This window comes from Glutamicibacter sp. MOO4 (genome assembly GCF_056934395.1).
The window spans coordinates 115,364-141,627 of the sequence record NZ_CM167800.1 but is presented as its reverse complement, the minus strand read 5'-3'; the positions used below and the strand labels follow the sequence as shown (position 1 = coordinate 141,627).

Annotated in this window: 21 protein-coding genes; 9 read left to right on the top strand and 12 right to left on the bottom strand. The window is 54.7% G+C overall.

Annotation, left to right across the window (positions count from 1 at the left end):
- Positions 1-19: 19 nt before the first annotated feature.
- From AC1Z3F_RS00660 to AC1Z3F_RS00650, 3 genes are all read right to left on the bottom strand, one after another.
- A complete protein-coding gene (locus tag AC1Z3F_RS00660; protein WP_131090278.1) occupies positions 20-829 on the bottom strand; it encodes an aldolase/citrate lyase family protein in 810 nt (269 codons plus the stop codon).
- The gene (hpaH, locus tag AC1Z3F_RS00655) at positions 814-1,599 is read right to left on the bottom strand and encodes a 2-oxo-hept-4-ene-1,7-dioate hydratase (protein ID WP_483566310.1); all 786 of its coding nucleotides are present in this window, start codon (positions 1,597-1,599) and stop codon (positions 814-816) included. The genes AC1Z3F_RS00660 and hpaH overlap by 16 nt, the downstream gene beginning before the upstream one ends.
- A gap of 133 nt (positions 1,600-1,732) precedes the next feature.
- Complete coding sequence (locus tag AC1Z3F_RS00650) at positions 1,733-2,419, bottom strand: CE1759 family FMN reductase (protein ID WP_131090280.1); 687 nt, start codon at positions 2,417-2,419, stop codon at positions 1,733-1,735.
- 148 nt (positions 2,420-2,567) lie between these two features.
- Between AC1Z3F_RS00650 and kynA the strand changes: the two genes are divergently transcribed.
- Entirely contained in the window at positions 2,568-3,434 is an 867-nt protein-coding gene (gene kynA / locus AC1Z3F_RS00645; protein WP_483566309.1) for a tryptophan 2,3-dioxygenase, read from the top strand.
- The gene (locus AC1Z3F_RS00640; protein ID WP_444612785.1) at positions 3,424-4,263 is read left to right on the top strand and encodes a PaaX family transcriptional regulator; all 840 of its coding nucleotides are present in this window, start codon (positions 3,424-3,426) and stop codon (positions 4,261-4,263) included. Before kynA ends, AC1Z3F_RS00640 begins: the two co-directional genes overlap by 11 nt.
- Here the strand turns inward: AC1Z3F_RS00640 and AC1Z3F_RS00635 are convergent.
- Together AC1Z3F_RS00635 and AC1Z3F_RS00630 are read right to left on the bottom strand one after the other, a co-directional pair.
- A complete protein-coding gene (locus AC1Z3F_RS00635) occupies positions 4,260-5,576 on the bottom strand; it encodes a CoA transferase (protein ID WP_483566308.1) in 1,317 nt (438 codons plus the stop codon). The genes AC1Z3F_RS00640 and AC1Z3F_RS00635 overlap by 4 nt on opposite strands.
- Positions 5,577-5,759: 183 nt before the next feature.
- Positions 5,760-6,560, bottom strand: a complete 801-nt coding sequence (locus AC1Z3F_RS00630) for a LysM peptidoglycan-binding domain-containing protein (protein WP_131090284.1) — start codon at positions 6,558-6,560, stop codon at positions 5,760-5,762.
- 641 nt (positions 6,561-7,201) lie between these two features.
- Here AC1Z3F_RS00630 and AC1Z3F_RS00625 point away from each other — a divergent pair.
- Positions 7,202-8,392 carry a YihY/virulence factor BrkB family protein gene (locus tag AC1Z3F_RS00625; protein WP_483398485.1) on the top strand — a complete coding sequence of 397 codons (1,191 nt, stop codon included), beginning with the start codon at positions 7,202-7,204 and terminating at the stop codon, positions 8,390-8,392.
- Here the strand turns inward: AC1Z3F_RS00625 and AC1Z3F_RS00620 are convergent.
- A complete protein-coding gene (locus AC1Z3F_RS00620; protein ID WP_444612781.1) occupies positions 8,378-9,097 on the bottom strand; it encodes a M50 family metallopeptidase in 720 nt (239 codons plus the stop codon). The two genes, AC1Z3F_RS00625 and AC1Z3F_RS00620, sit on opposite strands and share 15 nt — an antisense overlap.
- A gap of 158 nt (positions 9,098-9,255) precedes the next feature.
- On the opposite strand from AC1Z3F_RS00620, the gene AC1Z3F_RS00615 reads away from it, so the two are divergent.
- Positions 9,256-9,567: a hypothetical protein gene (locus AC1Z3F_RS00615; RefSeq protein WP_131090287.1), complete on the top strand. Its 312-nt coding sequence runs from the start codon at positions 9,256-9,258 to the stop codon at positions 9,565-9,567.
- Between the two features lie 118 nt (positions 9,568-9,685).
- A complete protein-coding gene (locus AC1Z3F_RS00610) occupies positions 9,686-13,141 on the top strand; it encodes a TM0106 family RecB-like putative nuclease (protein ID WP_483566307.1) in 3,456 nt (1,151 codons plus the stop codon).
- Here the strand turns inward: AC1Z3F_RS00610 and AC1Z3F_RS00605 are convergent.
- A complete protein-coding gene (locus AC1Z3F_RS00605) occupies positions 13,128-14,477 on the bottom strand; it encodes a polysaccharide deacetylase family protein (RefSeq protein WP_483566306.1) in 1,350 nt (449 codons plus the stop codon). The genes AC1Z3F_RS00610 and AC1Z3F_RS00605 overlap by 14 nt on opposite strands.
- A 167-nt stretch (positions 14,478-14,644) precedes the next feature.
- Here AC1Z3F_RS00605 and AC1Z3F_RS00600 point away from each other — a divergent pair, with 167 nt between their 5' ends.
- From AC1Z3F_RS00600 to AC1Z3F_RS00590, 3 genes are read left to right on the top strand one after another with little or no spacing between them, the layout of a single operon-like run.
- Positions 14,645-16,105: a DUF3375 domain-containing protein gene (locus AC1Z3F_RS00600; RefSeq protein WP_131090289.1), complete on the top strand. Its 1,461-nt coding sequence runs from the start codon at positions 14,645-14,647 to the stop codon at positions 16,103-16,105.
- Positions 16,102-16,788, top strand: a complete 687-nt coding sequence (locus AC1Z3F_RS00595; RefSeq protein WP_131090290.1) for a DUF4194 domain-containing protein — start codon at positions 16,102-16,104, stop codon at positions 16,786-16,788. Before AC1Z3F_RS00600 ends, AC1Z3F_RS00595 begins: the two co-directional genes overlap by 4 nt.
- 3 nt (positions 16,789-16,791) lie before the next feature.
- Positions 16,792-20,118: an ATP-binding protein gene (locus AC1Z3F_RS00590; protein ID WP_483566305.1), complete on the top strand. Its 3,327-nt coding sequence runs from the start codon at positions 16,792-16,794 to the stop codon at positions 20,116-20,118.
- Positions 20,119-20,166: 48 nt separating this feature from the next.
- Here AC1Z3F_RS00590 and AC1Z3F_RS00585 read toward each other — a convergent pair whose 3' ends face one another.
- From AC1Z3F_RS00585 to AC1Z3F_RS00565, 5 genes are all read right to left on the bottom strand, one after another.
- Positions 20,167-20,532 carry a DUF6176 family protein gene (locus tag AC1Z3F_RS00585; RefSeq protein WP_483566304.1) on the bottom strand — a complete coding sequence of 122 codons (366 nt, stop codon included), beginning with the start codon at positions 20,530-20,532 and terminating at the stop codon, positions 20,167-20,169.
- Positions 20,533-20,635: 103 nt separating this feature from the next.
- On the bottom strand, positions 20,636-23,149 hold the full coding sequence (locus tag AC1Z3F_RS00580) for an ABC transporter permease (protein ID WP_483566303.1): 2,514 nt from the start codon (positions 23,147-23,149) through the stop codon (positions 20,636-20,638).
- A 3-nt stretch (positions 23,150-23,152) separates the two neighbouring features.
- Entirely contained in the window at positions 23,153-23,902 is a 750-nt protein-coding gene (locus tag AC1Z3F_RS00575) for an ABC transporter ATP-binding protein (RefSeq protein WP_262198353.1), read from the bottom strand.
- Between the two features lie 129 nt (positions 23,903-24,031).
- Positions 24,032-24,973 carry a cation diffusion facilitator family transporter gene (locus AC1Z3F_RS00570; RefSeq protein WP_131090295.1) on the bottom strand — a complete coding sequence of 314 codons (942 nt, stop codon included), beginning with the start codon at positions 24,971-24,973 and terminating at the stop codon, positions 24,032-24,034.
- A complete protein-coding gene (locus AC1Z3F_RS00565) occupies positions 24,973-25,344 on the bottom strand; it encodes an ArsR/SmtB family transcription factor (RefSeq protein ID WP_131090296.1) in 372 nt (123 codons plus the stop codon). The genes AC1Z3F_RS00570 and AC1Z3F_RS00565 overlap by 1 nt, the downstream gene beginning before the upstream one ends.
- A 321-nt stretch (positions 25,345-25,665) precedes the next feature.
- Here AC1Z3F_RS00565 and AC1Z3F_RS00560 point away from each other — a divergent pair, with 321 nt between their 5' ends.
- Complete coding sequence (locus AC1Z3F_RS00560; protein ID WP_483566302.1) at positions 25,666-26,262, top strand: DNA-3-methyladenine glycosylase I; 597 nt, start codon at positions 25,666-25,668, stop codon at positions 26,260-26,262.
- The last annotated feature ends 2 nt before the right edge of the window (positions 26,263-26,264 follow it).

Here is a 26,264-nt window from a genome sequence, read left to right as displayed (position 1 = left end):
CTTGCCAACAACCGCGTTACTAATAACTCTTTGGTGCCGCTGCTTTTGTGTCGTTGCTGAAACTTGCCGCCAGTGCTTCGGTGGCACGGGCGAGCAAAGCTACGTCAGCGCCAACACCGACAAAGTCTGCGCCTGCTTCCATGTAGGTCCGCGCGGTTTTCTGGTCAAAGGCATTAACGCCGGCATATTTGCCGGCCGCTTTGGCTGCGTTGATGGACTTGATCACTGCATCCACCACCTCTGGGTGGTTCTGCTGCCCGATGACGCCCATCGATGCGGCCAGGTCAGACGGGCCAATAAAGATGCCGTCTACGCCGTCGGTCGCCAGAATTTCTTCCACGTTGGCCACAGCTTGTTCGGCTTCGATCTGCACCATGATCGTGATCGTGTCATCAGCGCGAGTCAGGTAGTCGGGGATCCTGTTCCAGCGTGCCGAGCGCGCCAGCGCTGATCCAACTCCGCGTACACCCTTGGGCGGATACTGGCAGGCCGCTACCGCTGCGGCAGCCTGCTGCGCGTCATTGACCATCGGGATGATCAGTGACTGCACTCCAAGATCCAAGAATTGTTTGATGACTACAGGGTCATTGACCGCGGGACGAACTACTGGGACCACCGGATAGCTGCGTACCGCTTGGAGCTGAGCCAAAATGCTTTGTAGGTCATTCGGTGAATGTTCACCGTCAATGAAGAGCCAGTCGAATCCGGCACCGGCACAGATTTCGGCAATCAGTGGCGAAGCGGAGCAAACCCAAATGCCGGCCAGGCTATGGTCTGCATCCCTAAGCGCATCTTTGAGCGACGGATCTGGTTCTACTGAAAATGGCATGTCACAGTTCCTAGCGGTCCATAATCTGCAAATACGGTGTCGTTCGCCTCGACCCACATGGGCCGGGTGAAGGAACCGGCAAGAATTAGTTCACCGGCTTTGAGCTTATCGCCGTGGGCAGCAATCTTGTTGGCCAGCCAGTACACGCCAGCAGCTGGGTGGTTGAGCACGCCTGCGGCGACGCCGGTCTCTTCCACGGTCTGGTTTTTGAACAGGATGCCCGAAACCCAGCGCAGATCTATCGCATCTGGCTTGACCGGGTTGCCTCCGATGACCATCGCACCCATCGCGGCGTTATCGCTGATGGTGTCGACGATGGTGCGCCCTTCCATCTCTACGCGGGCGTCAAGGATTTCAAGCGCTGGGATGACGTATTCGGTGGCGTTCAGTACATCGAAGATATTGGCCCGTGGACCTTCGATATCTTTCTTGAGCTTAAAGGCAAGCTCCATTTCAACGCGGGCACCGGTGAAGTCGGAGAAGTTGAAGACTGCGCCGGAATCATGAACCATGTCGTCGAAGATGATTCCGTAGTCTGGCTCGGTGATCCCGGTGGCCATTTGCATGGCGCGTGAAGTCAGGCCGATTTTGCGCCCGACTAAGGTCCGTCCGGCGGCTTCGCTGCGTTGGCGCCACAGGTTCTGCACGCGGTACGAATCTTCCACGGTCATCTCCGGGTAGCGTGCGGTTAAACGGGCTACAGGCGTGCGCGTGCGACCGGCTTGAACCAGCTCATCGGCGATGGCCGTGATTGTTTCCTCGGATAGCATCTGCGGCTACACCTTTCACGTCAGTTCCAATCAAGGTGAGCCGCCTATTTCTACCTCGATGAGGTGGCTCACATTTCTTGATCGTACCGAGCTTCTGGGCGCATAGCACATCGTACTAACATTTCGTCTTTTGCTATCTGCCAGTTGCTCGCACATTTGCCAGCAGCGTTTCAAATGGCAGCGAGGTCATATCATCGTTGGGGTCCGCAAATTCACTGACTGAGGGTGCGATTGATCTAGTATCGCCCAAATCTTGATCTGCCTTGAGCTCACCATCAGCGAGGCTCAGTGATATCAGGACCTCTTGGGCCACTCGGCGAGCGCGTTCAGTCAGCGTTCCTGCGATTCCTTGACCACCAAAATCTTCAGAAGCGGCGAAGACTGTGGTCGGCATGATGTTGGTTCGCAGGTAGGCAAAGATAGGGCGCATTGCGTAATCGATGGCCAGCTGATGACGCTGGGTTCCGGCGGTGGCCGCAAGCACTACGGTCTTTCCGTTGAGCGCCTTGGGATCAAGAATGTCCAGGAAGGACTTAAACAGTCCCGAAATGGATGCCGTAAATACCGGAGTGACCGCCACCAGGACATCGGCGTTGACTACCGCGTCAATGACGCGTTGCAGTTGAGGTGCTGCGAAGCCGGTGAGCATGTTGTTGGTGATGTCGCCAGCATGCTCGCGCAACTCAATATTGTTTAGATCTACTTGGATGCCAGCTGCCGCTAGTTTCACAACGATGCTGTCACCAATCTGGCGTCCTAATAGTGAGGAGCTTGAAGGAGAGCCTAGGCCGCCACTGATCACTACAACTGATTTGCTCATGAGTTCTACCTTTCAAATTTATATGCGTATGCATGCTTCAACAAGAAACCTCGGCCCGCTATTCCCTCGGTTCCAAAATCTTCAATGACCCACAAATGGCACATTTTCATTCTTGTGACGCTCGTAAAAATATTGATAAGATGAGTGCATGAGTAGCGATAAGCCACAGACTGAGAACCAGCGCGACATTGAAGAAGGTGTACGCACCGACTTCAAGAACACCATGTCTTACGGCAGCTACCTAAACTTGGAGCAAGTACTCTCGGCACAACAGCCCGTGAGCGTCCCGGAGCACCACGACGAGATGCTGTTCATCATTCAGCACCAGACCAGCGAACTGTGGCTTAAGCTCATGCTGCACGAGCTTGTTGAAGCTCGCCGATTGCTAGGTCAGGACGACATCGGCAAGGCATTGAAGTGCCTAGCTCGCGTCAAGCACATCCAAAAAACCCTGACTGAACAGTGGTCAGTACTTGCCACATTGACGCCGCGCGAATACGCACAGTTCCGCGGATTCCTCGGCTCCTCATCGGGCTTCCAGTCCTTCCAATACCGGGCAGTGGAATTCATTCTTGGTAACAAGCATGAAGGCATGCTCAAAGTACACGAGTCAGATCCTAAGGCACATGAACCTCTCTCCACGTTGCTCCAAGAGCCAGGACTCTACGACGTATTCCTTGCTGCGTTGGCTCGCCGTGGCTACAACATCCCCGAAGAAATTCTTTCGCGTGACTTCACCAAGCCGTGGACTTACCAAGAAGCCCTCATCCCGGTGTTCAAGCTAATCTATGAATCCGAAGAAACCCCATGGAGCCTCTACCAGGCTTGTGAAGATCTCGTAGACGTTGAAGATAACTTCCAAGCATGGCGCTACCGTCACCTACGCGTAGTTCAACGAACCATCGGCTTCAAGCGCGGAACCGGTGGTTCCTCTGGTGTCGATTTCCTCAAGCGCGCGTTGGATCTGACATTCTTCCCTGAACTGTTTGCGGTGCGTACAGAAATTGGCAACTAACTCGGCACTGACAGCATTCAGTCTTGATGACTTCGAGGCTCGCTCCGGCAGCGCAACATCTATCGTTCGCACCATTACTGGGTTGTACCTCCGAGAGAACTCAGATCTCGTTTCGCGAAATGTGCTGCTGGAGCTAGCCCTTGCCGCTGGCATTTCCGCGCCGTCGGCTCAGACAGCCATCTCCCGCCTGATCGATAAGCAGGTACTGGAAAGCTCCGCAGCTTCGATGCTCCGCGTCCCGGACTCAGCCCAGGCAATGTTTGAACGCGGCATTCGGAGGATATTCACTCCTCGTCAAATGTCAGAAACCGATCAATGGTGTCTGGTCACCTATTCACTGCCTGAGACCATGCGTTCTTTGCGTCATCAGATTCGCAAGCATTTCCAACAGCTCGGTGGCGGTCTTGTATCGGCGGGCCTATGGATATTCCCCGAGTACTTGCGCGAAGAAGTCACCGCTGTGCTCATTGCACTCGATGCCCGCCAACAAGCAACGCTATTTACTACCAGCCAGCCCCACTTCCCCATCAGCGCACAGCATTCAGCGCAGCAATGGTGGGATTTAGCGCGTCTGGGCTCATTGCATGAAGACTTCTTGGACAGCACTACTGATCTTGACCCGAAGGCGCAAGACCCCGCTACTGCCTACCGCGGTTACGTAGTGATGGTGGATGCATGGCGCAAACTGCCCTACCTAGATCCAGGGCTCCCCGCTTACATGTTGCCGGCCCAGTGGCCTGGCCTTGCCAGCAGGGACCGATTCTTGACGTTGTCGCAAGCTTTCAGAGATACCGCTGGTCAATTCGCCAGCTCAACCCTAAGCCGCTAGAGCCAAATGGGCTGATCCTGGCCATAGGCCGGCGGAGCAGCCCGGAAGTCTAATGGCTCACCGTTTACTGTGAACGGTGTCAGCGCGTAGTCCAGAATTCCATACGCGCTGGGCCTGCGACCAAGCAACGGCGGATCCACTTCCTGGACGGAATCAAGCGGCGGGCCGAAGGCACAGAGCGCTTCTGCGGTTCGCGCCAGGGAGAATCGAACGCTTCCCACCCTTCGCGTTTGAGCCCGGGCCTGAACCAGGCTGACCATCGCTGCGGCCAGACCATAGCCGGTGGCGTGATCCAAAGCCTGAACCGGCGACGCTCCAGGGCTCCCATCTTCACTCTGATAGATATCAGCAATGCCGCAGGCGGCTTGCACGATGCTGTCGAACCCGCGACGGCCCATCCACGGACCGTCGTGACCCCATGCATTCAATTCAGCGATAATCAGGTTGGGGTATTTCAGTTGCAAAGCTTCAGTTCCGAAGCCCAGCCGACTCAACGACCCTGAACGATATCCGCAAATCAATACGTCTGCCTGCTCAAGCAACTGATTCATCCGCGCTTTACCCGCCGAGGAAGATATGTCTAGTACGGTGTTGCGCTTACCAAACCCGGTATCGATGTGTTGCGCGCTCAGTTCTGGAAGCAATGGGCCGTCTATTCGAAGCACCTGCGCGCCAAAAGCGGCCAGAGTGCGAGTTGCGGTGGGACCGGCGATTACGCGAGTAAGGTCCAGTACGCGTAGACCCGACAAGGGGCCATTGCCCTGAGGATCTGGTGTCCAGCTTTGTTGCCCCGTGCCTTGATGGTGGGTGAATTGGGCCCAGTGTCCTTCTTGAGCTGCCTTGCCGGAGACAGATTCAAGCCATTGCTTTCTAGTCTGTACCTTTGCAGCTACTCCGCCGGAACCAACGATGAGTTCTTGCGCTTGGAATGCGGTGTGGTGGAGCAACGCCGCTTGAAGCGTTGTATCTGCCCCTGCCCCTACTGCTCGTAGCAGGCGTTGTTCATGGTGCGGATAATTTGCATGAGTTCTAATCCAGCCATCTGCGCATCGATAGAACCCTGAGTGCTGCGCAAATCCCTGAGTCTTCTCGCCAGCAATACGTAGGTGTGCCATAGAACCAAAAGCCGCAGCAACTTGGCTCGCCAGAATTTCAGCCCGTCCGTAGGCGCCACCTAGTAGCTGAGCGTCCATGGCATTGATTGCATTAACAAACAGTGAAACAGAACCTAGGGCGAGGCGTTCGACGTCTAGCGGGCCGTGCCACCATGAGAGCGGCCCGGTGATGTGCGCTGGCTCTGAGACAGTGAGCATTTGAGATTGTTCAAAACCACTGCTCAGAATCTTCAGAGACCAATCCCCGGTTGCTGCTGTAAACGGCATGGGCTCAGAGTACCGCGCACTGTTGCCTACCAACTAACGTCAGCGTTAACGCAAGAAAGGCCCACGACATGTCAATTGACACGTCGTGGGCCTAACTAGTGGTCTAGCGAAAAATTAGTTCGCTGGAACGTTCAGAGTCTGACCAACCACGATTACGTTAGGGTCGGTGAGCTGATCGTCGTTCAGAACGAACAGACCGCGCCAGTCGGAAACGCCGAGCTGGTTAGCAATCTTGCTCAGGGTGTCGCCGGACTTGACGGTGTAGTTCTTACCCGAGTCGGTGACGTCGATGTTGAAGGTAGGAGCCTTGGCAACTGGAGCAGCGTGCTTGCCCGAGGTGCTTGGAGAAGCCTGCTTGGTCTCTGCAACCTTTGGAGCCACGTAGGTCTTCTCAGGAGTCGCGGTCGACTTCTTAGGAGCTACGTAGGTCTTCTTAGGAGTCGCGGTCGACTTCTTGGTCTCGGTCGAGGTGGTCGACTTCTTAGGAGCCGCGTACGACTTCTTGGTCTCAGTCGAGGTGGTCGACTTGGTCTCGGTCGAGGTGCTTGGTGCACTCGGTGCCGAACCGCTGATGCCCAGCTTTGCGGTACATGCTGGCCATGCGCCCCAGCCCTGTGCTGCCTGTACCTTGGTAGCAACGCGGATCTGCTCAGCCTTCGAAGCGTTGTTAGGCATGCCCGAACCGCCGAATGCCTTCCAGGTCTGCAAAGTGAACTGCAGTCCACCGTAGTAGCCGTTGCCGGTGTTGATGGACCAGTTTCCGCCGGACTCGCACTGTGCGAGCTTGTCCCAGGTACCTGCGCCAGCAGCGTTAGCTGGTGCGGTGGTGGCTACGATAGCGCCACCGGCTACTGCGACAGCTGCCAACGAGGCTCCACCGCGACGGATCAATTTCTTAGTCTTCTGCTGGATCATGATTCTCCAGTGCTCTTCCCGCGCTCAGGTCTTCCAAGACCATCTTCGTGCATCGCTCAGCGTCGCATTTCGACGTTGTATGAAATACTGCCCTGGTGAGCGATCTGGAAGTCCCGGCAGTACCTGTTTCCCCATAACACAGCGAGTGTTATCGAAACGTTATAAAGACCCTAACCCGGACCCCCACCCCCTGCGCAACTCAGGAAACGCTCAGATTCCGCGAAATCACAGGTCACGATCTTCCCCAAAAAATAAATTTTGACCAAAATTTAAGCCTTAAAGTCCTTGTGAGCGTACAAGATTGTTACAAAGACGAAGTAGATTTCAAACAAGTTTGTGTGATATGGATTTCACTTGCTTTTTGAGGGTGTTTCGCTACCAAACCACACGATTGAAGTCGCTACTTTCGCGTGCACGGACTACCAAATGTTGCAGCCCAGAATCACGCTTTCCACAGGGCATGTCGCGGGTGCCAAGATTAGCCAGATTCGTTCCAACAACGCCCCCGGCAACACCCGGAGAGTGCCAAAAGGACACGGCGCGGAAACAAATCTCCTAGTCGCCGGTGTAGCACTTAGGTAGTGTGATGTGCGAAACCAGATCATCACAGCATCTAATTCGTTTGTCGGACAGGGGACCCAATGCCAAGCCAGGGTAAATTCACCAAAGAGCGCATGAAAGAGTCTTTCTCCTGCTTCCCGCGCGCATTGCGCGAATTTTTCCGAAGCGACGGCCTAGACGTTGCCGCCTCCCTTTCGTACTTTATGGTCTTGGCGATGTTCCCAGGCCTGCTGGCGTTGGTTTCTTTGCTTTCCCTTGCTGGCGCCAGCGAAAGCGGAACCAAATGGATCATGGAGATCTTGGAACAAGGCCTGGCACCCAACGGACACAAGGCCAGCGGTGATTCCCAGCAGCTATTGGACACCGCAGAGCAGCTGCTCAACGGCCTCGCTTCTCAAGCTAGCGGGACGTTTTGGGTCATTCTTGCTGGTTCTCTCGGTGCCCTATGGAGTACCTCAGGCTACGTAACTGCTTTCGGGCGTAGCCTAAACCGGCTTTACGGAGTCCCAGAAGGACGCCCACAGTGGAAACGCCGCCCACAGATGTTCCTCATCACTTTACTGATCATGCTGGTCGCAGTAGTCACGCTGGTGCTGCTTGTTACCTCCGGTAGCGTCGCACGAGGTATCGGAAACGTCTTTGGCCTAGGCGACGGCTTTGTACTGATGCTGAACATCGCCAAACCACCGGTCATGCTGGTGATGGTTCTACTGGTGTTGGCCTTGCTGTATTACTTCACACCCAACGTGAAGCGACCAAAATTCCGTTGGTTCTCGGCCGGCACCTTGACGGCATTGGTCATTCTTGGATTATCACTTGTTGGCTTCGGCATCTACCTGTCGCAGTTTGCAAGCTACTCCGCCACCTACGGCGCCATTGGTGGTGTGATCATTTTGGTCCTCGCCTGCTGGATCAGCAATATCGCTTTGCTCTTGGGCGCACTGGTGGACATCGAATTTATGCGTCTGCGTCAGCTACGTACTGGTTTGCCTGCGGCCGAGGAAGTATTACTGCCGTTACGCGATGACACCCTGGTCGCAAAGCAAGAACTGGCCAACTACAAAGATCTCGTTCAAGCGCAAGAAATTCGCATCAAGCACGGCGGTGACCCGCTTCTAGATATGGAGGTTGACCCACAACGTGCTGCCAAGCGAAAGACGAAGTTGTTGCCAATGGGCGCGGTTGCGGTAGCTGCCTGGGTGGCTTCGCGCGCACGCACAACAAAGGTCTTGCGTCAGAAGCAAGCGCGCAAGGATTTAGAACAGCGTTAAGAGGCTGTGCGCAGACCACAACAAGGCGCCGGCCCCTAAGATCATAATGATCAGGAGCCAAAGGCCTGCAAAAGTGTGGGTTGACCGAGCAATGAGGTAAGCGTCGGACTGCGCAATGTCGTGGCGCCTAACGGTGTGGACAGAGAGCAGCTTGACGAAGTCGCGCAGTCCGGCGATCAGCAAAAAACCTGCGATCAAAAGCGACAGATAAATATAGGTCTCTGCCGGCGCGAAAAACACTACGCCCAGGGCCACCAGCGCACTGACGGCACACACCACAAAGGCGGGCCAGTTGCGCACAAAAATAAGCGCCAGAAGGAAAAACAGCGCGTAAATCCCCAGGCCCCGACCTGCATACCCGCTGGAAACTGCCCAGAACATGATGGCCGAAACCCACAGTGGTGCGGGGTATCCAAATACTCCTGAGATGATCACCGATAGTTTGCCACGCCCGCGGCTGACCACTTCACCGGAGTGGTCCCACCCCAGACGCAACCCGGTGACATATCTTCCGGTGAATAACGCGGAGACAATATGGCCAAGTTCGTGCACAAGCGTTGAATACAAACCGGTAACTCGCCATACCGGTTTAGGAATCACCGCGACCAGTACCAGTGCGAGGACCAATAGCCATTGCCACAGGTTTAGCTCAACTTCTACTGGCTGCACCAAACGATGCCAAGCATCAGCAATGTCCACGTTCATTCAATCTCCTCAGTTGCCACACGATCCCATCCATTCTTACAAGCCCGCATAGCTCTTGACCTCTTCGACCCAGCAACAGCTCGCGTTCTAGGAAACATCACAGGTGTTAGGCATAATCTGCATAGCGAGATCTTGTGCAAAATATCTGGAGGAAATTCATGTCTCGCTTAGCTTCAACTGCCCTGGCCATCACCGGTTTAGCTGGTGGATACGCCACAGGTCGTGCGACCAAGAAGCGCCCACTGGCAGCGGTTGTACTCGGCGCTGCTGGCGTCGGCTCATTTATGATCTGGAAAAAGGATGCAGGAACCGCCAAAGCCGTGGCATTGATCAGTGCCTACGTCGGTGGCTTTGGTGCATCCCACCCGCTAGCTAAGAAGATCGGCGCATGGCCAGCAGTAAACAGCGTCACAGCAGGGGTTGCGCTGCTCTCGTTGCTGATCGGCGGAGCCAAAAAGTCCGAGGACTAATCTGGCTCACAAGGCTGATGAAATCATCGGCTTAGGCGGCGTTACAGAACATCGATTCTGTCGGGGTCCGGTGCTACGTTGACTAGGTAGGTATCAGTCAGCGAAAGGCGCCGGCCCCGTGTTCTTTTTAGAAGATCAATTCATCTTCTCCGCCAGCGACCTTGCAGTTTCTGTTGACTGCAATTTTCAGTCACTCTTTAAGCTCGACGTTAAGCTCGGCCGCCGGCCAGCCGCGGAAGAAGTCCGCGACGAAATGCTAGAACGCACCGCGATTCTTGGAGACGTGCACGAACACAACGTCCTCGCAGAACTGATCGATACCTACGGAGAGTACGACCCTGTTAAAGGCACCGGCGTTAAGCAGTTCAACGACCGTCCGCAGATGAGCCCCGCAGGGTTGCGCCAAGCTCATGCACAAACCTTGGCGGTGCTTCGCAGCGGCGCCGATGTCATCTTCCAGGCCACCTTCTTTGATGGTTCCTTCATCGGATTTGCCGACTTCTTGGTCCGCCAAGCCGATGGCTCATGGGCCGTATGGGACACCAAGCTCGCTCGCCATGCTCGCGTTAGCGCACTGCTACAGGTGGCCTCCTACGCAGATCAAATGATCGCCGAGGGCATTTCCGTATCAACTAAAACCACCCTAGTTCTCGGAGACGGCACACACTCGGTGCATCGCGTGGATGAAGTGCTCCCGGTCTTCCGGGCGCAACGCGCACGCTTCCTAACGATGATCAACGAGCATCTTTTGGCGACCGAACCGGTGTCTTGGAACTCTGACGAAATTCGTATCTGTGGCCGGTGCGACTACTGCGCTGAGCAGATACAGGCAACGCGCGACGTATTGTTGGTTGCTGGCATGTCCATGGTGCAACGCGAAAAGCTTCGTCAGCGCAAGATTTTCACCATCGAAGAATTGGCTGCCGTTGAGACCCAGCCAGGAACTTCGCTGGCCCGAATCGTTGACCAAGCACAGATGCAACTGGGACTTGGCCGAATTGATGGTCAAGTGCAGGGTGTCAGCTTCCGGGTTAAGTCCACCCAAACAATCTCTGAGTTGCCGGCGCCTAATCCAGGCGATATCTTCTTTGATTTTGAGGGAGACCCGCTATATCAGGAACCCAGCGATGGTTCGTGGGGCTTGGAATACCTGTTCGGCGTTGTTGAACATGACAGTGGCGAACCGGTATTTAGACCATTTTGGGCGCATAGCCGGGCAGAGGAGCGGCAAGCGTTCCTAGACTTCATCAGCTACGTTCAAGAACGTCGCCAACGCTTCCCGCAAATGAAGATCTACCATTATGCGGCCTACGAAAAGAGTGCCCTTCGCAAACTGTCGCAGGTGCACATCGCTGGTGAAGAAGAAGTTGATACGTGGTTGCGCGAAAACTTGCTCGTGGACCTCTATGAAACCGTGCGCAACTCGCTGGTGGTTTCCACACGCTCGTACTCCATCAAGAAGCTTGAACCCTTATATATGGGTACGCATCTTCGTGGTGGCGATGTCACCGACGCCGGCGCCTCGGTGGTCGCTTACGCGCAGTACATGCAGGCGCGAACCGCCAACGACACGGCTACCGCCAACTCTGTGCTGGATTCCATCGCTGATTACAACGAGTATGACTGCCTATCAACGTTGCGACTACGCGACTGGTTGCTCACCCTAGAAGAACACCACCCGCAGTCACTTGGGCAGATGCCGTTGCCAGATGAATCCGACAACGCCTACGAACCGACTGCCGAAGAGCTACGACTACAGGATTACCTCGCAGCCCTACCCCAAGGGCAGCCGCTGAGTGAAGATGACCGTGCCATTGCCATGGTTGCCGCAGCTACCGGTTACAACCGCCGGGAGAAAAAGCAGTACTGGTGGGAGCACTTCGATAGGCTCTCCGCGCCACTTGATGAATGGAGCGATGTTCGAGGGGTCTTTTCTGTTGATTCTGCGCAGGTCATTGAGGACTGGCATAAGGCCACCGAACGGGCCCGCACGCTGACCCGCATCACGAAACTTACCGGCACCCTCGCCGAAGGATCGTTGTTCTCCCCCGGATCCTCGGTTTTTGCGATGTTTGCAGCTCCGCTTCCTGAAGGTATGGAAGTTGATGAATCGTTGCGTGGCGGCGCTTTTAATACCTCCGTGGTTCAGGTGGGCGAAGGCTGGATTATTGTCTCGGAAAAATCCACGGCAAAGATTGCGCCCTATGGTTCTTTCCCGGTAGCACTCACGCCGGACAAGCCATTGATGACCAAGAGCATCGATGATGCGCTGAATGAAATTGCGCAAAAGGTCGGGGCCACCGTCCCTACACTTCCGGAGCAACCGGGCATCGATATTTTGCGTCGCATTGCACCGCGGCTAAAGACTCTGGATGCGCCGGCGCAACCTGTTTTAGTGGATGGCCATCCCCAGATTTACTCGGCTGTGGTTGAAACGATCAAAGATCTTGATAATTCTTATCTTGCCGTTCAGGGTCCTCCAGGAACCGGCAAAACTTTCGTCGCCTCCCATGTGATCCGTGAACTGATCGATGATGGGTGGAAAATCGGCGTTGTCGCTCAGTCCCACGCCGTAGTAGAAAATGTGCTTCGTAAGGCTGTTGAAGCCGGCGTTGATCCGCAGGTGGTGGCCAAGGAGGTCAAACACAAGGACCCGGTACCTTGGGCAGGAACTTCTAAGGATTCTGTCGCGGAAGCGTTGAGCTCTGCCGACGGTGCGCTAATCGGCGGAACTGCTTGGACATTAACCGGTGCCAAGGTGCCCGCGGGATCTTTGGACCTATTGGTCATTGATGAGGCCGGACAGTTCTCGCTGGCCAATACCTTGGCGGTTTCCCGGGCTGCCCGTAACTTGTTGTTGCTCGGTGACCCGCAGCAGCTGCCGCAGGTTACGCAGGGCTCGCATCCGCAGCCGGTAGATGAGTCAGCATTAGGTTGGCTCTCGGCAGGCGCGCCCGTGTTGCCTACGGAGCTAGGGTATTTCCTTGCCGCCTCGTGGCGAATGCACCCAGCTTTGTGTGCCAAGGTCTCAGCCTTGAGCTACGACAACCAGCTGTTCTCCGCTGATGCTGCTGGACTACGAGTATTGGACGGTACACCGGCCGGGGTCAGCACCCGTTTGGTGGAACACCGAGGCAATACTGTCAGTTCGGGGCAAGAAGCCGAAGCGGTCATCCAATTGGTTCGAGAACATCTTGGGCTGTCGTGGACCCCGGGACCGGGTAAGCCTGCTCGCGCTTTGGAACCCGCCGACATTCTTGTGGTTGCTGCATACAACGCTCAGGTGAATCTAGTCCGTGAAGAATTAGCAGCCCAGGGCTTCGAAGCAGTCAAAGTTGGCACGGTGGATAAGTTCCAGGGGCAAGAGGCTCCGGTGGTTTTGATGACCATGGCTTGTTCCAGTGCCGATGATGCGTCCCGTGGCATCGATTTCTTGCTCAACCGCAACAGGATCAATGTGGCGATTTCGCGAGGCCAGTGGAAAGCGGTCATCGTGCGTAGCGAGCGCCTCACCGATTATCTGCCCTCGTCCCCTGCTGCTTTATCGCAGTTGGGAGCCTTTATGGCTTTGTAGACGATGTTGGTCGATCCAGCGCTTTTCTCGCTGGATCGATCACCTTGTCTACGTCAAAGAAGGAGGAGAGCACCGGCCGGTCTCCGGCTTTTTCCTTCGCAAATTGAAGACCGTCAACGTTGATACGCATCTGTCGCTGGTATCCCCCGACTTGTTGCATCCAAGATTCAGTGGTCCCGTCGACACCGTAGAAGTAGTTAAATCCTTGGTCCTTCAGGTACTCGTACCGTGCCCCTGAATAGATGTTGGTGTGCGCAAGATCGGCTCCGTAGGGGTAGATGAACTGGTCTGTGTGGCCGACGATTGGTTCAACTTCTTCTTTCCAGAGCTTGGTGTCGCGCTGCAAGCGTCCCATGCTCACCGAACCGGTCTGGATATGGCCCCACGAATGTGAAGCAAAAACCCACCCGGTGTTTTTCATCGCCATAGCAATGGTCGTTGCATCTTTCTGGTCATGTGCCAGATTCTTGTTCTTCGGATATTGGCTTGCAGAGGTGCGGTAGCCAAACTCACCGTTGTAGCCCGTCATTGCCACGATCCCGCGGGCGCCGCGGTAGGTGAAATCCGGATGTTCTTGAATGAAGTCGTCAACCATGGTGGTGACGTCATAGGCGCCGGTGTGCTTCTTTCCTGCCGCGTCAACATATTCGTTGCGGACCTTGCCCTGATCATCAATGATGAGCTTGCTGGCGAATCCATCGCCTTCCATGTATTCGTAGTAGCTGAGATCATCGACCGATAGCACCAGAGGCTTTTTGCCCTTGGGCAGCATGATCTGTCGATATTCCATCTTCTTCTGGTCATTAAGCGACGCGAAGTCCTGCGGATTAACTAGGACAAAGTCATTCTTGTAGACCTCGTTGAGGATCTGTGCGAACTCTTTCTGGGTCACCATATAGTCTTCGTACCCGGCCGAGCTGCTTTCCTTGTCAAAGGCACGGTCGGTATCAACTATTAGTGAGTGGAAGAAAAGGTGTGGGATTTGATCCGGATGTTCCCACGCGGTGGTTTGAGCTTTTTCTTCTTCTAGTCCCCGGGCCATTGATTTGAGCTCATCGCTGTCAGAATCCTTGGCGAGTTTTATCGCCGCGTCATAGTCGTAGCCGTCGGCAAGCCTATTGATCTCCGCTTTGACGCTATTAACGCGTTGATCTTCTGACTGCACTTGTCCACTGGCGGCCGCATCTTGTGAGGCTGATTGTGGGTCGCTTTGGTCACTGCACGCGGCCAGAGCCATGACCAAGCTGATGGATATTGCTACTCGCAAGAACTTCAGTGAACGCCACCTCCGCGCACTCCGCTCAGCCTCAAAGACTTGCAGAAAACCGGTTGTCATCTAGTTAATGCGACCCTACACAGATTGGGTATGCGACAACAGCCCTTCACCGGCGATTCTTCCTAATCTGTTACGAATTGACGCCTCGGTGGGATGGATTCACATTTTCTGTTGAGGCCAATGATTTAGAATTGATTAGTTAGGCGTCCTAAAGATCAAGGAAGTACATGCAGCCCTCGCACCGCGCGAATAGTTTGTGGCTTCAGGCTCAGCAGTTCAAAGGTTCGGCAGCATATCGTCTTTTGACGGCCCAACCATGGGCAGTTGCGTTTATCAGAGCCGAGTTCACCGCAGATCGATCCCGTATTGCACTGGAGCTTTTTCACGCTTCGCTGGATTCTTTCCTGAAGCAAGCACGCAAAAGTGACGAGCAGATCCCGCAGTCTTACTCTGCCCAAGATTTTGCTGAAAGCTGGGTCAAGCAAGGGATCTTGGCCCGCCCGCTCATTGACGGACGCTTCGTTTATGAACCCAGCGCCCAAACCTTACGCTCACTGCGTTTCCTGGCAGATTTTTCCACCGACGACTCGCATCTAAACTCGTCGCGGCTGAACACCTTGCTGTCCTCGCTGGAGTCCTTGGTCCATGAAACCGACCCGGACCCTGAAGCGCGTATTCGTGCTCTTGAATCGCAGATAGCGATACGCCAAGCACAAATTGAGCAATTGCGCACCGGTGATGAACCAGCGGTTCTTTCGCGTACCACGGCGTTGTCGGCAACACGTTCGCTCTTGGACCTCGCCTCAAGCTTGCCCGCAGACTTCCGCCGCATGCGCGACGGTGTCCAGGATATGTTGCATTCCCTGCGTGAGGGCATTCTTGATGCTTCGACAGCAAAGGGCGTGGCCGTCGGTCAGGTACTTGAAGCCGACCGACAGTTGCGCTCCACCGCGGAGGGCGAAACCTTTAGTGGATTCACCGAATTCCTCAATTCACCTGACGCGCAGCAACGTTTCCGCGCTGCTCTTGCCGAAGTGCTTGAACGCGATTTCGTCGATGATCTTGATTCCACAGAACGTCAGATTCTGACCAATCTGTTGCGTGAGCTACGGCGACAGGCCGCCGAAGTTCATACTTCCTACGGCAAACTTTCCGAGTCTCTGCACGCCTTTGTGCAGTCCGAAGATTACAAGCAGGCTGAACTTCTGCGTCAAGCAGTGCGTGAAGCGGAACTTGCCATCAGCAAGTCCACTGCGCTGAAACCACGTAGTGGGCTGACGCCTATGGATCTTTACACTCCGCAGCTCATGACACTTTCTGGTCTCGGGATCTATGACCCTTCCGAGCATGTGGCGCCTCCCCCGTTGGCTCAAGCACCTGCGTACAGCGAATCCGATATCGTTCGCAACCCGAGCACTCCGCAAGCAAATATGGGGTTGCTACGCGCCTCCATTACTTCCCAGCTGGAAGCATCAACTGACAAGGCAGTGAGCCTAGATGCCGTCTTTGACACTCTAGATGATGAACACCGTCATTTGAATTCCATCCGTGCATTGGTCGAAATCGGACGCACCAATGGTGAGTCGCTCAACGAGAGCGAATTGATCAACATTGAATTCCAACAACTTGATGGCTCGATGAGAACCGCAATCCTGCCTGCCCTACGCTTCACGAAGGAGCCGCTATGACCACGAACGATGCCTACGCCGCACCGATCGCCGAACCGCTGTTCGACGGTGATACCGGAAATTTCTCTCTTCCGCTGCGCCAGCTGTTGGTCCGCCTACTGCGTGGTCCTTACCTTGATGGATCGGTTGATGCGGCAGCTTGGCAATTGCTCCTTGATCAGCAGCAAACAGTCACCGATTACTTTTCGGAAATTTTCTTGACACTGACTTTGGACATGGATCGCAAGATCGCCATGCTGGCCCCAGCACAGATTGAGCAGGTGCACACCGCTCCAATTGCACCTCGCCGCCCGCTCAAGCGCGATGAAACGCTCCTGGCTTTGCGTCTGAGACTGATGTTGGAACAGCAGGCCGGAAGTGGAAACGACGCAGTCGCGTCCCGGTCCACGATGCACGAAATCCTCGCTGAGCACCGTCAGTCAACTGACCGCGATGACAAGCGTTTTGCTGAATCATGTGATGCAGCCATTGCCCGTCTGCAGTCCTTGCGACTATTGACCAGCACCGAATTGGAGAACGAATTCCGTATCTCCCCTGCGCTGGCGATGGCTCTGCCATTGAACAATATCCAAGACATCCCTCGTTATATCGCAGCTATCGATGCCAATGAACCGGCGTTTAACCTTTTGGCTGATGAGAACGATGACCTTGTTGAACAGACCCCCGAGTTGGTGCAGGAGTAACCGATGAGCATTGCAATGACTCTTCCGTTAGGCGGCGCGATCAATCCAGGCCAGCATCGACTGAGCCGGGTGCAGATTGTTAATTGGGGTACCTTCCACGGACTTCATGATTTGCTGGTGGACCGCGCCGGCACACTGGTGACCGGTCACCCAGGTGTGGGTAAATCGACCCTTTTTGACGCCATGGGCCACGTCTTCTTCGCTACCCCTCGACTTAACGAATCAGCCAATGATGCAGCAACTAGGGAGGACCGTCGCACCACGTTCTCCTATATGCGTGGCCGGCAGTTTAAGACCAGCGAAGGCACCGTTTATCAGCGTCCGGGGGCGACCTGGAGCGCAATCATCCTCAGCTACGACGACGGCATGGGCAATACGCTCACCGCCGGCGCCGTCTTTGATTTGCCCGACGCTGGTCTGGAAGGCCAGGTTTCTAAGCACTATCTCTTGTGTGAAGGCAAAGTGGATATCGCAGAGCTGGAGAATCACGGCCCACGCCGTTTCACGGTCTCTTCGCTGTCCAAAGCCTTGGCTCCTACCGAGGCTTTTGACACGCATAAGGCGTTTATCGAGCGGTTACGCCGTCGACTAGGTGTGGAAAGCGATAAGGCGTTTGCCCTGCTGCGCACCTTGCAAAACGGTAAGGGACTAGCCAAAGGTGTGAACCAGTTCTTCCGCCATGAAGTGCTTGAAGAACCAGCAACGCTGAAAGCCGCTGCAGCCGCGGTGGAGGACTTCGCCCACCTGCGTGGCATTTACCGTCAGTTGGATACTGCTCGGGCACAACGTGATGCTCTGGCCGAAGTCCCTGCCCAGGATCAGGCCTACCGTTCATTAGCGCAGCAGATCACCGAGACTCGTCAGCTTCTAGATACTGACGTGCAGGCTCTTGAATCTCAAGTGCGTCAGCTGGTGCTGCGCAATGATTTGGCCTCTCATCAAAGTGAATTGGCCACGTTGCAGGCCAAAGAGCAAGAACTGCGCCAGCGCAAAGAGCAGCTTGATGATCAATTGCAGTCTCTAGAAGCGGCCCACGATTCGGCCGGTTCGGCATCGCTGATGCTACTTGAGCGTGAAGCGGATGTGGCTCGCAAAGCACTGAGTGAAAAAGAGAACATTGTCCGGGCTCTGCAGCAGCAGGCAACGGATGCTGGCCTGAGCTTCGAGTTCTCCGCCACCGGACTTGATGAGCTACGCGCCAACGCTGCTCGCACGCTTCAGCAGTTGACCTCGATTACTCACGACGCCCAAACCGTCGAATATGAAGCCATGGCTACCTTGGTCAATCTTCGTAAGCGGGCCGAGTCGCTGGATGAGCAAATTCGTTCGTACCAGCGTCGTGCCAGCAATATCGATGAGCGTTCAATTGCCGCCCGTCGAGCCATCACGTCAGCCTGTTCACTACGCGAAGATCAATTGCCTTTCGCCGGTGAGCTCATGGATGTTTCTGCCGACTCTGCAAACTGGCGACTGGCCGCTGAAAAGGCTTTGCATTCATTGGCCCGTACCCTTTTAGTACCTGGTGAACTACTTGCACAGGTCACCCATGCTATCGACCAGCTTGATGGGCTGGGTCGTGTGCGCTGGACCGATATTTCGCAACAGCCTAAGCCTGCTGAGGCTGGACCTGCAGATCTGGTCACCAAGTTGGACTTCGCTCCAGATGACGCAGGCAGCTGGTTGAAAGCCAAGATCACCGCTGACTATCCTTTGGCCTGTGTTGATAACGACGCAGCAATGCATGTGCATCCCAAGGCCATCACGCCGGCAGGAACCATAAAGACCGGTGCCGGAACCTTTGAGCGTGATACCCGAGGGTTGCCTGCCTCCGAGTACCTTTTGGGCTTCACCAACGAGTCCAAGATTTCTGAACTGCAGGCCAAGGCTGCCCGTCAAGAACAGGAAATCGTCAAAGCACAAGCAGCCGCGGATCAGCGTAGCGATGCGAAGAATCAAGTTGTTACCAAGTCGCAGCTGCTCAAGGCGATCATCGCTGATGAACGTAGTTTCAGCCAGCTTGATTCTTCTGCTGCACTTGAAGCATTACGTCGCGGTGAGCAAAAGCTAGGCGATGCGCTGTCCTTGTCTGGTGATTCGTCTCGGGTCCGCCAACAGCTTGAGACTGCCAAGGCTGAGGCAGAAAAGCTGGTGGGTGATCTGGCTTTGGTTCGTTCACACATCCAAGATTTGCAGTTGCAGGTCCAGCGTGCGGAGCAGGTGCTTTCTACCGTGCAGGAACCAGCGGCAAACTGGGAGCAAGAGATTCCACTGTCGCTTCGTCAGCACCAGTTGCTCGGTCCTGTTCTAGAACAGGTCATCTCTGGTAGCTGCCCACCGAGCGAACAGATCAGTGAAGCTTTCGCTGAGATCAAGCTCCAGCTGGGTAGCCAGGTTAACTCGTTGAGTAGTCAGCGCCAAGAAATTGGTAGTGCGTTGAGCGAAACGTTCCGTCGTTTTGCCCGTGAATTTGGTACCTCCCACGCACAGACTCACGGAACGTCGGCCGAGGCCGCCGAACACTACACACAGTTGCATGAGCAGATTGTGGCGGACGGTCTGCCTCACCATGAGGCTCAGTTCCGCGAATACTTTGCCAACCGTTCATACGAGCGGTTCAGTGATCTTTTGCAGTTGCTTGATGAAGAACGTCGGATGATCTCTGAACGTATTAAGCCGCTGAATCAGATTCTTGCGGAGGTAACTTTTGAGCATGGATCGATCTTGCGTTTGGAAGTTGAGAATGCCGTTCCGGTGGAGGCCGGAAACTTCCGTAAAGAGTTGAAGGATGCGTTACAGGAGGCCTACACAACTAAGGATGAATCGTCCTTGGCTACCTCTTACCAAGCATTGGAAGCGTTGGTTTCCGCATTGAGCGACCCGGCGATGAATGCTTGGCGTTCAACGGTTCTTGATGTCCGTCAGCATGTCATGATTAGCTGCAACGAGCACAAGTCCAATGGTGAAATTGAAACTGGTTTGGAGCCGGGAACTCTTTCTGGTGGTGAAGGTCAGCGCTTTACTTCCTTCATCATGGGTGCCGCACTGGCTTACCAGCTCGGCTTTGCATCGGCAGGATTCACTTCCTACGGCACGGTCATGATCGATGAGGCCTTTATTCAGGCCAACTCCGAATATGCCGCTGCAGGCATACGTGCTCTTCAAGAGTTCGGCTTCCATTTGGTACTTGCTGCCCCTGAGGACAAGATCGATTTGAGTCGGCATTTGGGTTCCATTACCGACATCATCAAGCACCCAGGATCTAATATCTCGGGCTTCGTGACTACGGGTCGTTCCCCAGCAATGGCCACGACGATCACTCTGCGTAACTAGCTTTTGCTAGAGACTTGAATGGCCGGTTCCAAATATGGAACCGGCCATTCAAGATTGCACTACGTGTTTTCGCTTCATGCTCGAACGTATCTGATCTGGAATCATGCTCACCCGGGTTTGAAGATCCTGCGGTGGAAAATCTGGGTCGATGCATTCTTTCCAGAACTTCAAATGCGCTTTGTCGATCTCATGATTTGAGTCCTGAACCTCTGTTCCACCTTCGCCTTGAATGCTGTACCAGTACAGATAATCGATGCCGTCCAAGGTCTCGCTAAAAATGGTTTCGACGTACATCTTTTCGTCGTCCAAAGTCTTGAGCACAGCGGGCAAATTATCGTTTAGAAGGTCCATCCATTCATCAACAGCTGCGGATTTTCCCGGTAGGACCCTGAACCGAGTGAGTTCTATGTTCATGGGAAACACTCTATTTCTATCTGTTCCGATGCCATAACGAGGAAACGGGACCAACGCCAGCTCTTGTGAACTGCTGTTGGTCCCGCACTTTATTGCTCTGTTGTTACTCGGTGGCCAGGCCTTCAACCGGCGACAACTTCGCTGCCCGTCGGCCAGGCATGATCGATGCTAGTAACGCAGCGATGATGCTGATCGCGAGGACCGCAATGAGCTGCAGCCAAGGGAGGGAGTAGGTCATCTTGCCCATTTCGGACAGCGCCGACTGTGCGCCCAACAAACCGTAGGCGACACCTAGGATCATGCCGAGCAATGCGGCAACACCGCCGATGAGCACGGCCTCTGTAGCCAGCATGCTTTGTAGCTGCTTCTTCTTTAGCCCCAAGGCACGAAGCAACGAGTTCTCGCGGGTACGTTCAAGGACCGAAAGACTGAGCGTATTGGCTACACCGATCAGTGCAATCAATACTGCTACCGCCAAGAGTGCCGAAACAATCGTCAACAGCACGTCAATGATCTGCGAGAACATCGATTTCATGACGACGCCGCCGTCAATCATCGAAGAATCTACTCCGGTGATGTCTGAAATCTCGGTGACCAGTTCATTGATCTTTGAACCAGCGACGTCCTCATCCACCTTGACGATAATTCCCGGGTAAGTCTGCGCGTTCTTGAGGCCTAAAGTCTTCAAGGTCTCTTCCGCGATGGGGCTACCCGAAAGCAAAGCGCTAGTTTCCCTGACCTTGAGGGTCTTGTCGCCAATCTTGATGGTTGGCTTCCCGAAGTCCCAGCCGGTGAGCACTATCTCTCCTGGTTTTGGAACAATCTGCTGGTCTAGGACTGTTTTGGAGAATTCTTCTGGATTCACCGAGAGCAATTGAAGCTGCACCGGTCCGTCCAACCCCATGTCCGCGCCAGTGTCTGCGTCCAGTTCAGCGGTGGTGCTGGCGAAGGTGGTTGTTGCGCTGACCCCTTCGACGTCATTGATCTTTTCAGCCAGTTCCTTGGCCTTAGCTTCATCAGCGGTGCCGTCGAAGAACGAAACAGCCATGTCCATTGGGTACTCGGCCGCAACTGAGTTGTTCAGACTAGCTTTGGCCGTCTGTCCACCAACCATGATCATGGACACCAGCGTCACACCAATGAGCAGTGCGGTTGCGGTGGCAGTGGTTCGACCTGGATTGCGTACCGCGTTCAGGGCTGGCAGACGACGTGAAGTCGACTTGCCGGCAAACGCCTTACCAATCCCGGCAACGCTACTTGGAACAAATAGCGAAGCGAGCATCAGAATTCCGGGGAATGAAAGTAGCCCGCCAAGGAAGGCAACAATCAAGTCTCCCTTGACCGCACCAAAGATCAGTAGGGCGACGCCGAGCGCGGCAAGAATGGCACCAAAGATAATTCGCACGATTCCTGCACGATTCTTGACGCTTGCCGAATCAAATGGACGAAGGGCTGCGAGCGGGGCCAACTTCATGGCTCGTCGCGCGGGCAGGCTGGCTGCGATCACTGTCATGAGAATACCCACGATGATGGGCACAATCAGTCCCACCGGAGTCACTGCCATCGCAGCGTAGGACATGCTTGGTACCAGCGCATGAAGCAGTGCGATCAAGCCGGCAAGCAAGGCGACCGCAAGCAAAACACCAATGACGGAAGCGACGACACCGATGACCAACGCTTCAAGTAGCACCGAGCTTCGGATTTGTTTGCGCTTGGCACCGAGAATTCGTAGCAGTGCCAGTTCACGGGTGCGCTGCGCGATGACTACGGAGAAGGTATTGACCACGACTAGGCCGGTGACGACCAATGCAATCAAAGCGAAGATGAGTAGGACGACGGTTAGTTGATCGGTACCACCGGTCATCTGCGCAACGTCGTCAATGACCTTTTGATCCGCGGTGACGACCGCGATGTCTTTCATCTTCTTATCCGCGAAGTAATCCTGGACCTCTTGGGTGACTGCGTTCAGCGCACCATCGCCCTTGATGACGATGTCATTGAAGTTTGCCTGCTCTCCCGCGAAATTGCTCCAGGCTTTTTCGCTCATGCCAGCCAAGGCATAGGCCGAGGTCTGTGGGTTGGTTGAGGAACGCTGAAGACCAACAATTTTTATGTTTTGGGCTTTGCCTTGTTCATCGTCTAACGCAACAACGTCACCTACGGAGATACCCATGTCTTCGGCGTGGGATTGATCGATGATCATCTCGTTGTTGGATAACGGCGCACGACCTTCAACAAGTTCCATTCCGCCTAGACCCTGTTTTGGATCTACCGGCTGAACCTGGACGTTGTAGCCGTTGTCCGAGGTGTGCATTTGACCGTAGGCATAGCCCAGACCGTAGGCTTCAGTGACTCCGGAGAGCTTCCGGATATCGTCGGTTTCTTTGAGGGTGAAGCTGGTTTGTTCGGCTGTTTCGGGGTCAAGGTTCGGATCTGAGTAGGCCACCAAGTCGGCATTTTTGTACGACTCCCCCAAGGAGTTTTTCAAGGTCGCCTGGGTTGATGAATTTACAGCCAGGGTTGCTGCAAGGAAAGCAGTACCAATGGCCACTGCCAGCACGACGGCAATATAGCGCCGGGCGTAGGTCTTGATATTAGAAAGTGCTACATGCAGCATTATTTACTCCGCCAATGAGGCAAGTGCCTCGGACACGGTAGCCACGGTTGGCTCCTCGATGGTTCCCACGATGCTGCCGTCCTTCATGAGCAGCACGGTGTCGGCATAGGACGCAGCCACTGGATCGTGGGTCACCATGATGATGGTCTGACCCATCTCTCGAGTCGAAGAGCGCATCAGCGACAAGACTTCTGCACCGGTGCGAGAGTCCAAGTTGCCGGTGGGTTCGTCACCAAAGACAACCTCCGGGCGGGTAAGCAATGCGCGAGCCACGGCAACACGTTGCTGCTGACCGCCGGAAAGCTCGTGCGGCTTGTGGTTTAGGCGATCGCGCAGGCCCAAAGCTTTGATGACCGTATCAAACCATGCCTCGTCGTGCTTCTTTCCGGCCAAAGACAACGGAAGCAAGATGTTCTCTTGTGCGTTGATTGTTGGGACGAGGTTAAAGGACTGGAAGACGAATCCAATTTGTTCACGACGCATCTCGGTCAGCTGATCATCGTTCAGCGACAGCAGGTTCTTGCCGCCGATGATAATTTCTCCACCGTCTGCTGAGTCCAGACCTGCTAGGCAGTGCATCAAGGTGGACTTGCCTGAACCGGAAGGGCCCATGATGGCAGTGAATTTGGACCGCGCAAAAGCGACATCGACGCTGCGAAGCGCCTCAACTCGGGTGGAGTCATGTCCGTAGGTCTTTGTCAGACCACGTGCGGCGACCGCATAATCAATTTTTGGCAGGGTTTCAGAAGTCATACTAAAAGAATATAAAGTCCCTAGCCAGAACGGCATCCACCAACAGGATTGTCTTGATCAGCACTCTCGTCATACTCAGGTATGATCCAGCCTAGACAAAACTAATCCACAGTATTCTGAATCGCGCTTTTAATGCCCTTGATCCTCGCACCCATGCTGGTGCTCGGTGCTCTGATGCGTTGGAGGTTCGATTTGGAAGGTCGAATGTTCGATGCTGACGGTGAAGTGATCCGCTACGCATTTTTGCAAATCTTTGAGTAGCTCTCCGGCCATTCCCGTCGAGAAGGTAGATTCTTCGACGACCACGTGGGCGGTGAGCACCGGCAGATTTGATGCAATCTGACTTGCATGCAGATCATGGACGGCAATAACTCCGGGCTGGCGTTCCAAGTGCTCTCGCACTGCAATGAGGTCAAGTCCGCGCGGGGTTGATTCCAGCAGAATATGCGTAGTTTCGCTCAGGAGCTTCAACGCCCGAGGAACAATCAGTGCGCTGATAACCAACGCGGCAACCGAGTCAGCTTGCATCCATCCAGTGCTGGCGATGACTATCGCTGCGACGATCACCGCAACGGAGCCGAGCGCGTCATTGACCACTTCTAAGAATGCCGCCCGCATATTCAAGTTGTTGTTGCGGCCGGAGGAGATGATCCACATGGATAGGACATTTCCAAGCAAACCAATCACACCAAAGATCAACAAACCTGTCGGGTGAATCTCTTCTGGCGTAAACAGTCGGCGTACCGCATCAATGGCAGCGTAAATACCTACAGCCAAAAGCAATGCCGACTGCACCGTTGCAGAGAGAACCTCCGCACGCCTAAAGCCCCACGTTCGCTTAGTGGTGGGCTTTCGGGCGATGAGGTTCGCAGCGGTCAGAGCTAGCAGCAGTCCCAATGTATCGGTGAGCATATGCGCCGCATCAACCAACAATGCGAGCGAACTAGTGACAATGGCGCCGACGATCTCAGCTAGCAAGATAGTCGCAGTGATACCAAAGGCCCAGGCTAGACGAGTTCGATTTGCGTCAGAGTGGTCATGGGAGTGACCGTGTGAATGATCGTGGCCCATTACTCCCCCTGAGTCTCGTCGCTGGTGTGCGCTTCGTGCCAATGATGCTGGGTCCTCAGTGGGATGAGTTGGCGTGCTATCAGCAGCAGCTGATCCAGAGAGCCGGGTTGTCCCAATGAGTAGATGCTCGCCCTGCCCTGGCTTCTGACCTTCACTAGATCCGTATCGCGCAGACAGGCCAGGTGTGCACTCACGGTACTTTGAGCGAGCCCGAGGTGATCGGTTAATTCTCGGACCTTGTGTTCACCTGTTTTAAGGTGTTCCAGAATCAACAAACGCGTAGGATCAGCCAGCGCGTGGAAGAGGGCAGCTTCTGCCGTCTTTTCATCACGCCTCACTAATACATCGCCTTGAGACTCTATAATCGCCATATAGCGATGATACTTGTTATGAGCCAAAAACTGAACCCTCCGCAAAGAGCTTCACAGCACTACTCAAAGAAACAACGCTGCTCAATTCTGCCCAGCACCACATTGCAGCTACCCGGGACCAAGCGCCCAGAAAAGACTGCATCAGATTCATGGATAGGTCACCGCAAAATGTAACAAGCTCAAAAATCGCTGAACATGCGGAAGAAAAACCGCTGCGCTCAGCGCGGCTCGCGTAGACTTCATCAGGTCCCAAGAGTATCTAAATTCTGAAGCATTTCTTCAGTACATCCTCTTGACCTCACGCAATGCGAAGATGGATTCATGACCGAAGACCTTGTTATCGGCGAAGATGGCCTCGCCCGCCCACAATGGGCAGCGTCCAACGACATGCTCCGTGATTACTACGACTCCGAGTGGGGCATGCCCGTAGACACCGAAGCCGGGGTCTTCGAACGCCTAAGCCTGGAATGTTTCCAGTCCGGACTTTCGTGGGCCATCATTCTCTCCAAGCGTGAAGCTTTCCGTGAAGCCTTCGCGAACTTTGATCCTGAAAAAGTCGCTTTGTTTACGGAGAATGACTTCATCAGCCTGATGGATAACGCTGGAATTGTCCGCAACAAACTCAAAATCCGGGCAACGATCGCCAATGCCGAGGCAACGCTGATGATGCGCGAAGAAGGCGGCTTGGCAAACTTCGTCTGGTCATTCAAGCCCGAACAGACACCCGCGCCACGTTCTTTTGATGAGATCCCAACACAGAGTCCCGAGTCCAAAGAGCTGGCTAAATCGCTGAAAAAGCGTGGCTTCAAATTTGTGGGGCCGACAACCATGTTCGCTCTCATGGAGGCGATCGGAATGGTCGACACCCACCTCATCGGCTCGCACCGCCGCAACAGTTCAGGCATCTGGACCGCGTAACC

Excerpts from the sequence above, each read along its gene's own strand:
- AC1Z3F_RS00660 (WP_131090278.1), bottom strand. The coding sequence starts at position 829 with ATGCCATTTTCAGTAGAACCAGATCCGTCGCTCAAAGATGCGCTTAGG.
- hpaH (WP_483566310.1), bottom strand. The coding sequence starts at position 1,599 with ATGCTATCCGAGGAAACAATCACGGCCATCGCCGATGAGCTGGTTCAA.
- AC1Z3F_RS00650 (WP_131090280.1), bottom strand. The coding sequence starts at position 2,419 with ATGAGCAAATCAGTTGTAGTGATCAGTGGCGGCCTAGGCTCTCCTTCA.
- kynA (WP_483566309.1), top strand. The coding sequence starts at position 2,568 with ATGAGTAGCGATAAGCCACAGACTGAGAACCAGCGCGACATTGAAGAA.
- AC1Z3F_RS00635 (WP_483566308.1), bottom strand. The coding sequence starts at position 5,576 with ATGCTCACTGTCTCAGAGCCAGCGCACATCACCGGGCCGCTCTCATGG.
- AC1Z3F_RS00630 (WP_131090284.1), bottom strand. The coding sequence starts at position 6,560 with ATGATCCAGCAGAAGACTAAGAAATTGATCCGTCGCGGTGGAGCCTCG.
- AC1Z3F_RS00625 (WP_483398485.1), top strand. The coding sequence starts at position 7,202 with ATGCCAAGCCAGGGTAAATTCACCAAAGAGCGCATGAAAGAGTCTTTC.
- AC1Z3F_RS00620 (WP_444612781.1), bottom strand. The coding sequence starts at position 9,097 with ATGAACGTGGACATTGCTGATGCTTGGCATCGTTTGGTGCAGCCAGTA.
- AC1Z3F_RS00615 (WP_131090287.1), top strand. The coding sequence starts at position 9,256 with ATGTCTCGCTTAGCTTCAACTGCCCTGGCCATCACCGGTTTAGCTGGT.
- AC1Z3F_RS00605 (WP_483566306.1), bottom strand. The coding sequence starts at position 14,477 with ATGACAACCGGTTTTCTGCAAGTCTTTGAGGCTGAGCGGAGTGCGCGG.
- AC1Z3F_RS00600 (WP_131090289.1), top strand. The coding sequence starts at position 14,645 with ATGCAGCCCTCGCACCGCGCGAATAGTTTGTGGCTTCAGGCTCAGCAG.
- AC1Z3F_RS00595 (WP_131090290.1), top strand. The coding sequence starts at position 16,102 with ATGACCACGAACGATGCCTACGCCGCACCGATCGCCGAACCGCTGTTC.
- AC1Z3F_RS00590 (WP_483566305.1), top strand. The coding sequence starts at position 16,792 with ATGAGCATTGCAATGACTCTTCCGTTAGGCGGCGCGATCAATCCAGGC.
- AC1Z3F_RS00585 (WP_483566304.1), bottom strand. The coding sequence starts at position 20,532 with ATGAACATAGAACTCACTCGGTTCAGGGTCCTACCGGGAAAATCCGCA.
- AC1Z3F_RS00580 (WP_483566303.1), bottom strand. The coding sequence starts at position 23,149 with ATGCTGCATGTAGCACTTTCTAATATCAAGACCTACGCCCGGCGCTAT.
- AC1Z3F_RS00575 (WP_262198353.1), bottom strand. The coding sequence starts at position 23,902 with ATGACTTCTGAAACCCTGCCAAAAATTGATTATGCGGTCGCCGCACGT.
- AC1Z3F_RS00570 (WP_131090295.1), bottom strand. The coding sequence starts at position 24,973 with ATGGGCCACGATCATTCACACGGTCACTCCCATGACCACTCTGACGCA.
- AC1Z3F_RS00565 (WP_131090296.1), bottom strand. The coding sequence starts at position 25,344 with ATGGCGATTATAGAGTCTCAAGGCGATGTATTAGTGAGGCGTGATGAA.
- AC1Z3F_RS00560 (WP_483566302.1), top strand. The coding sequence starts at position 25,666 with ATGACCGAAGACCTTGTTATCGGCGAAGATGGCCTCGCCCGCCCACAA.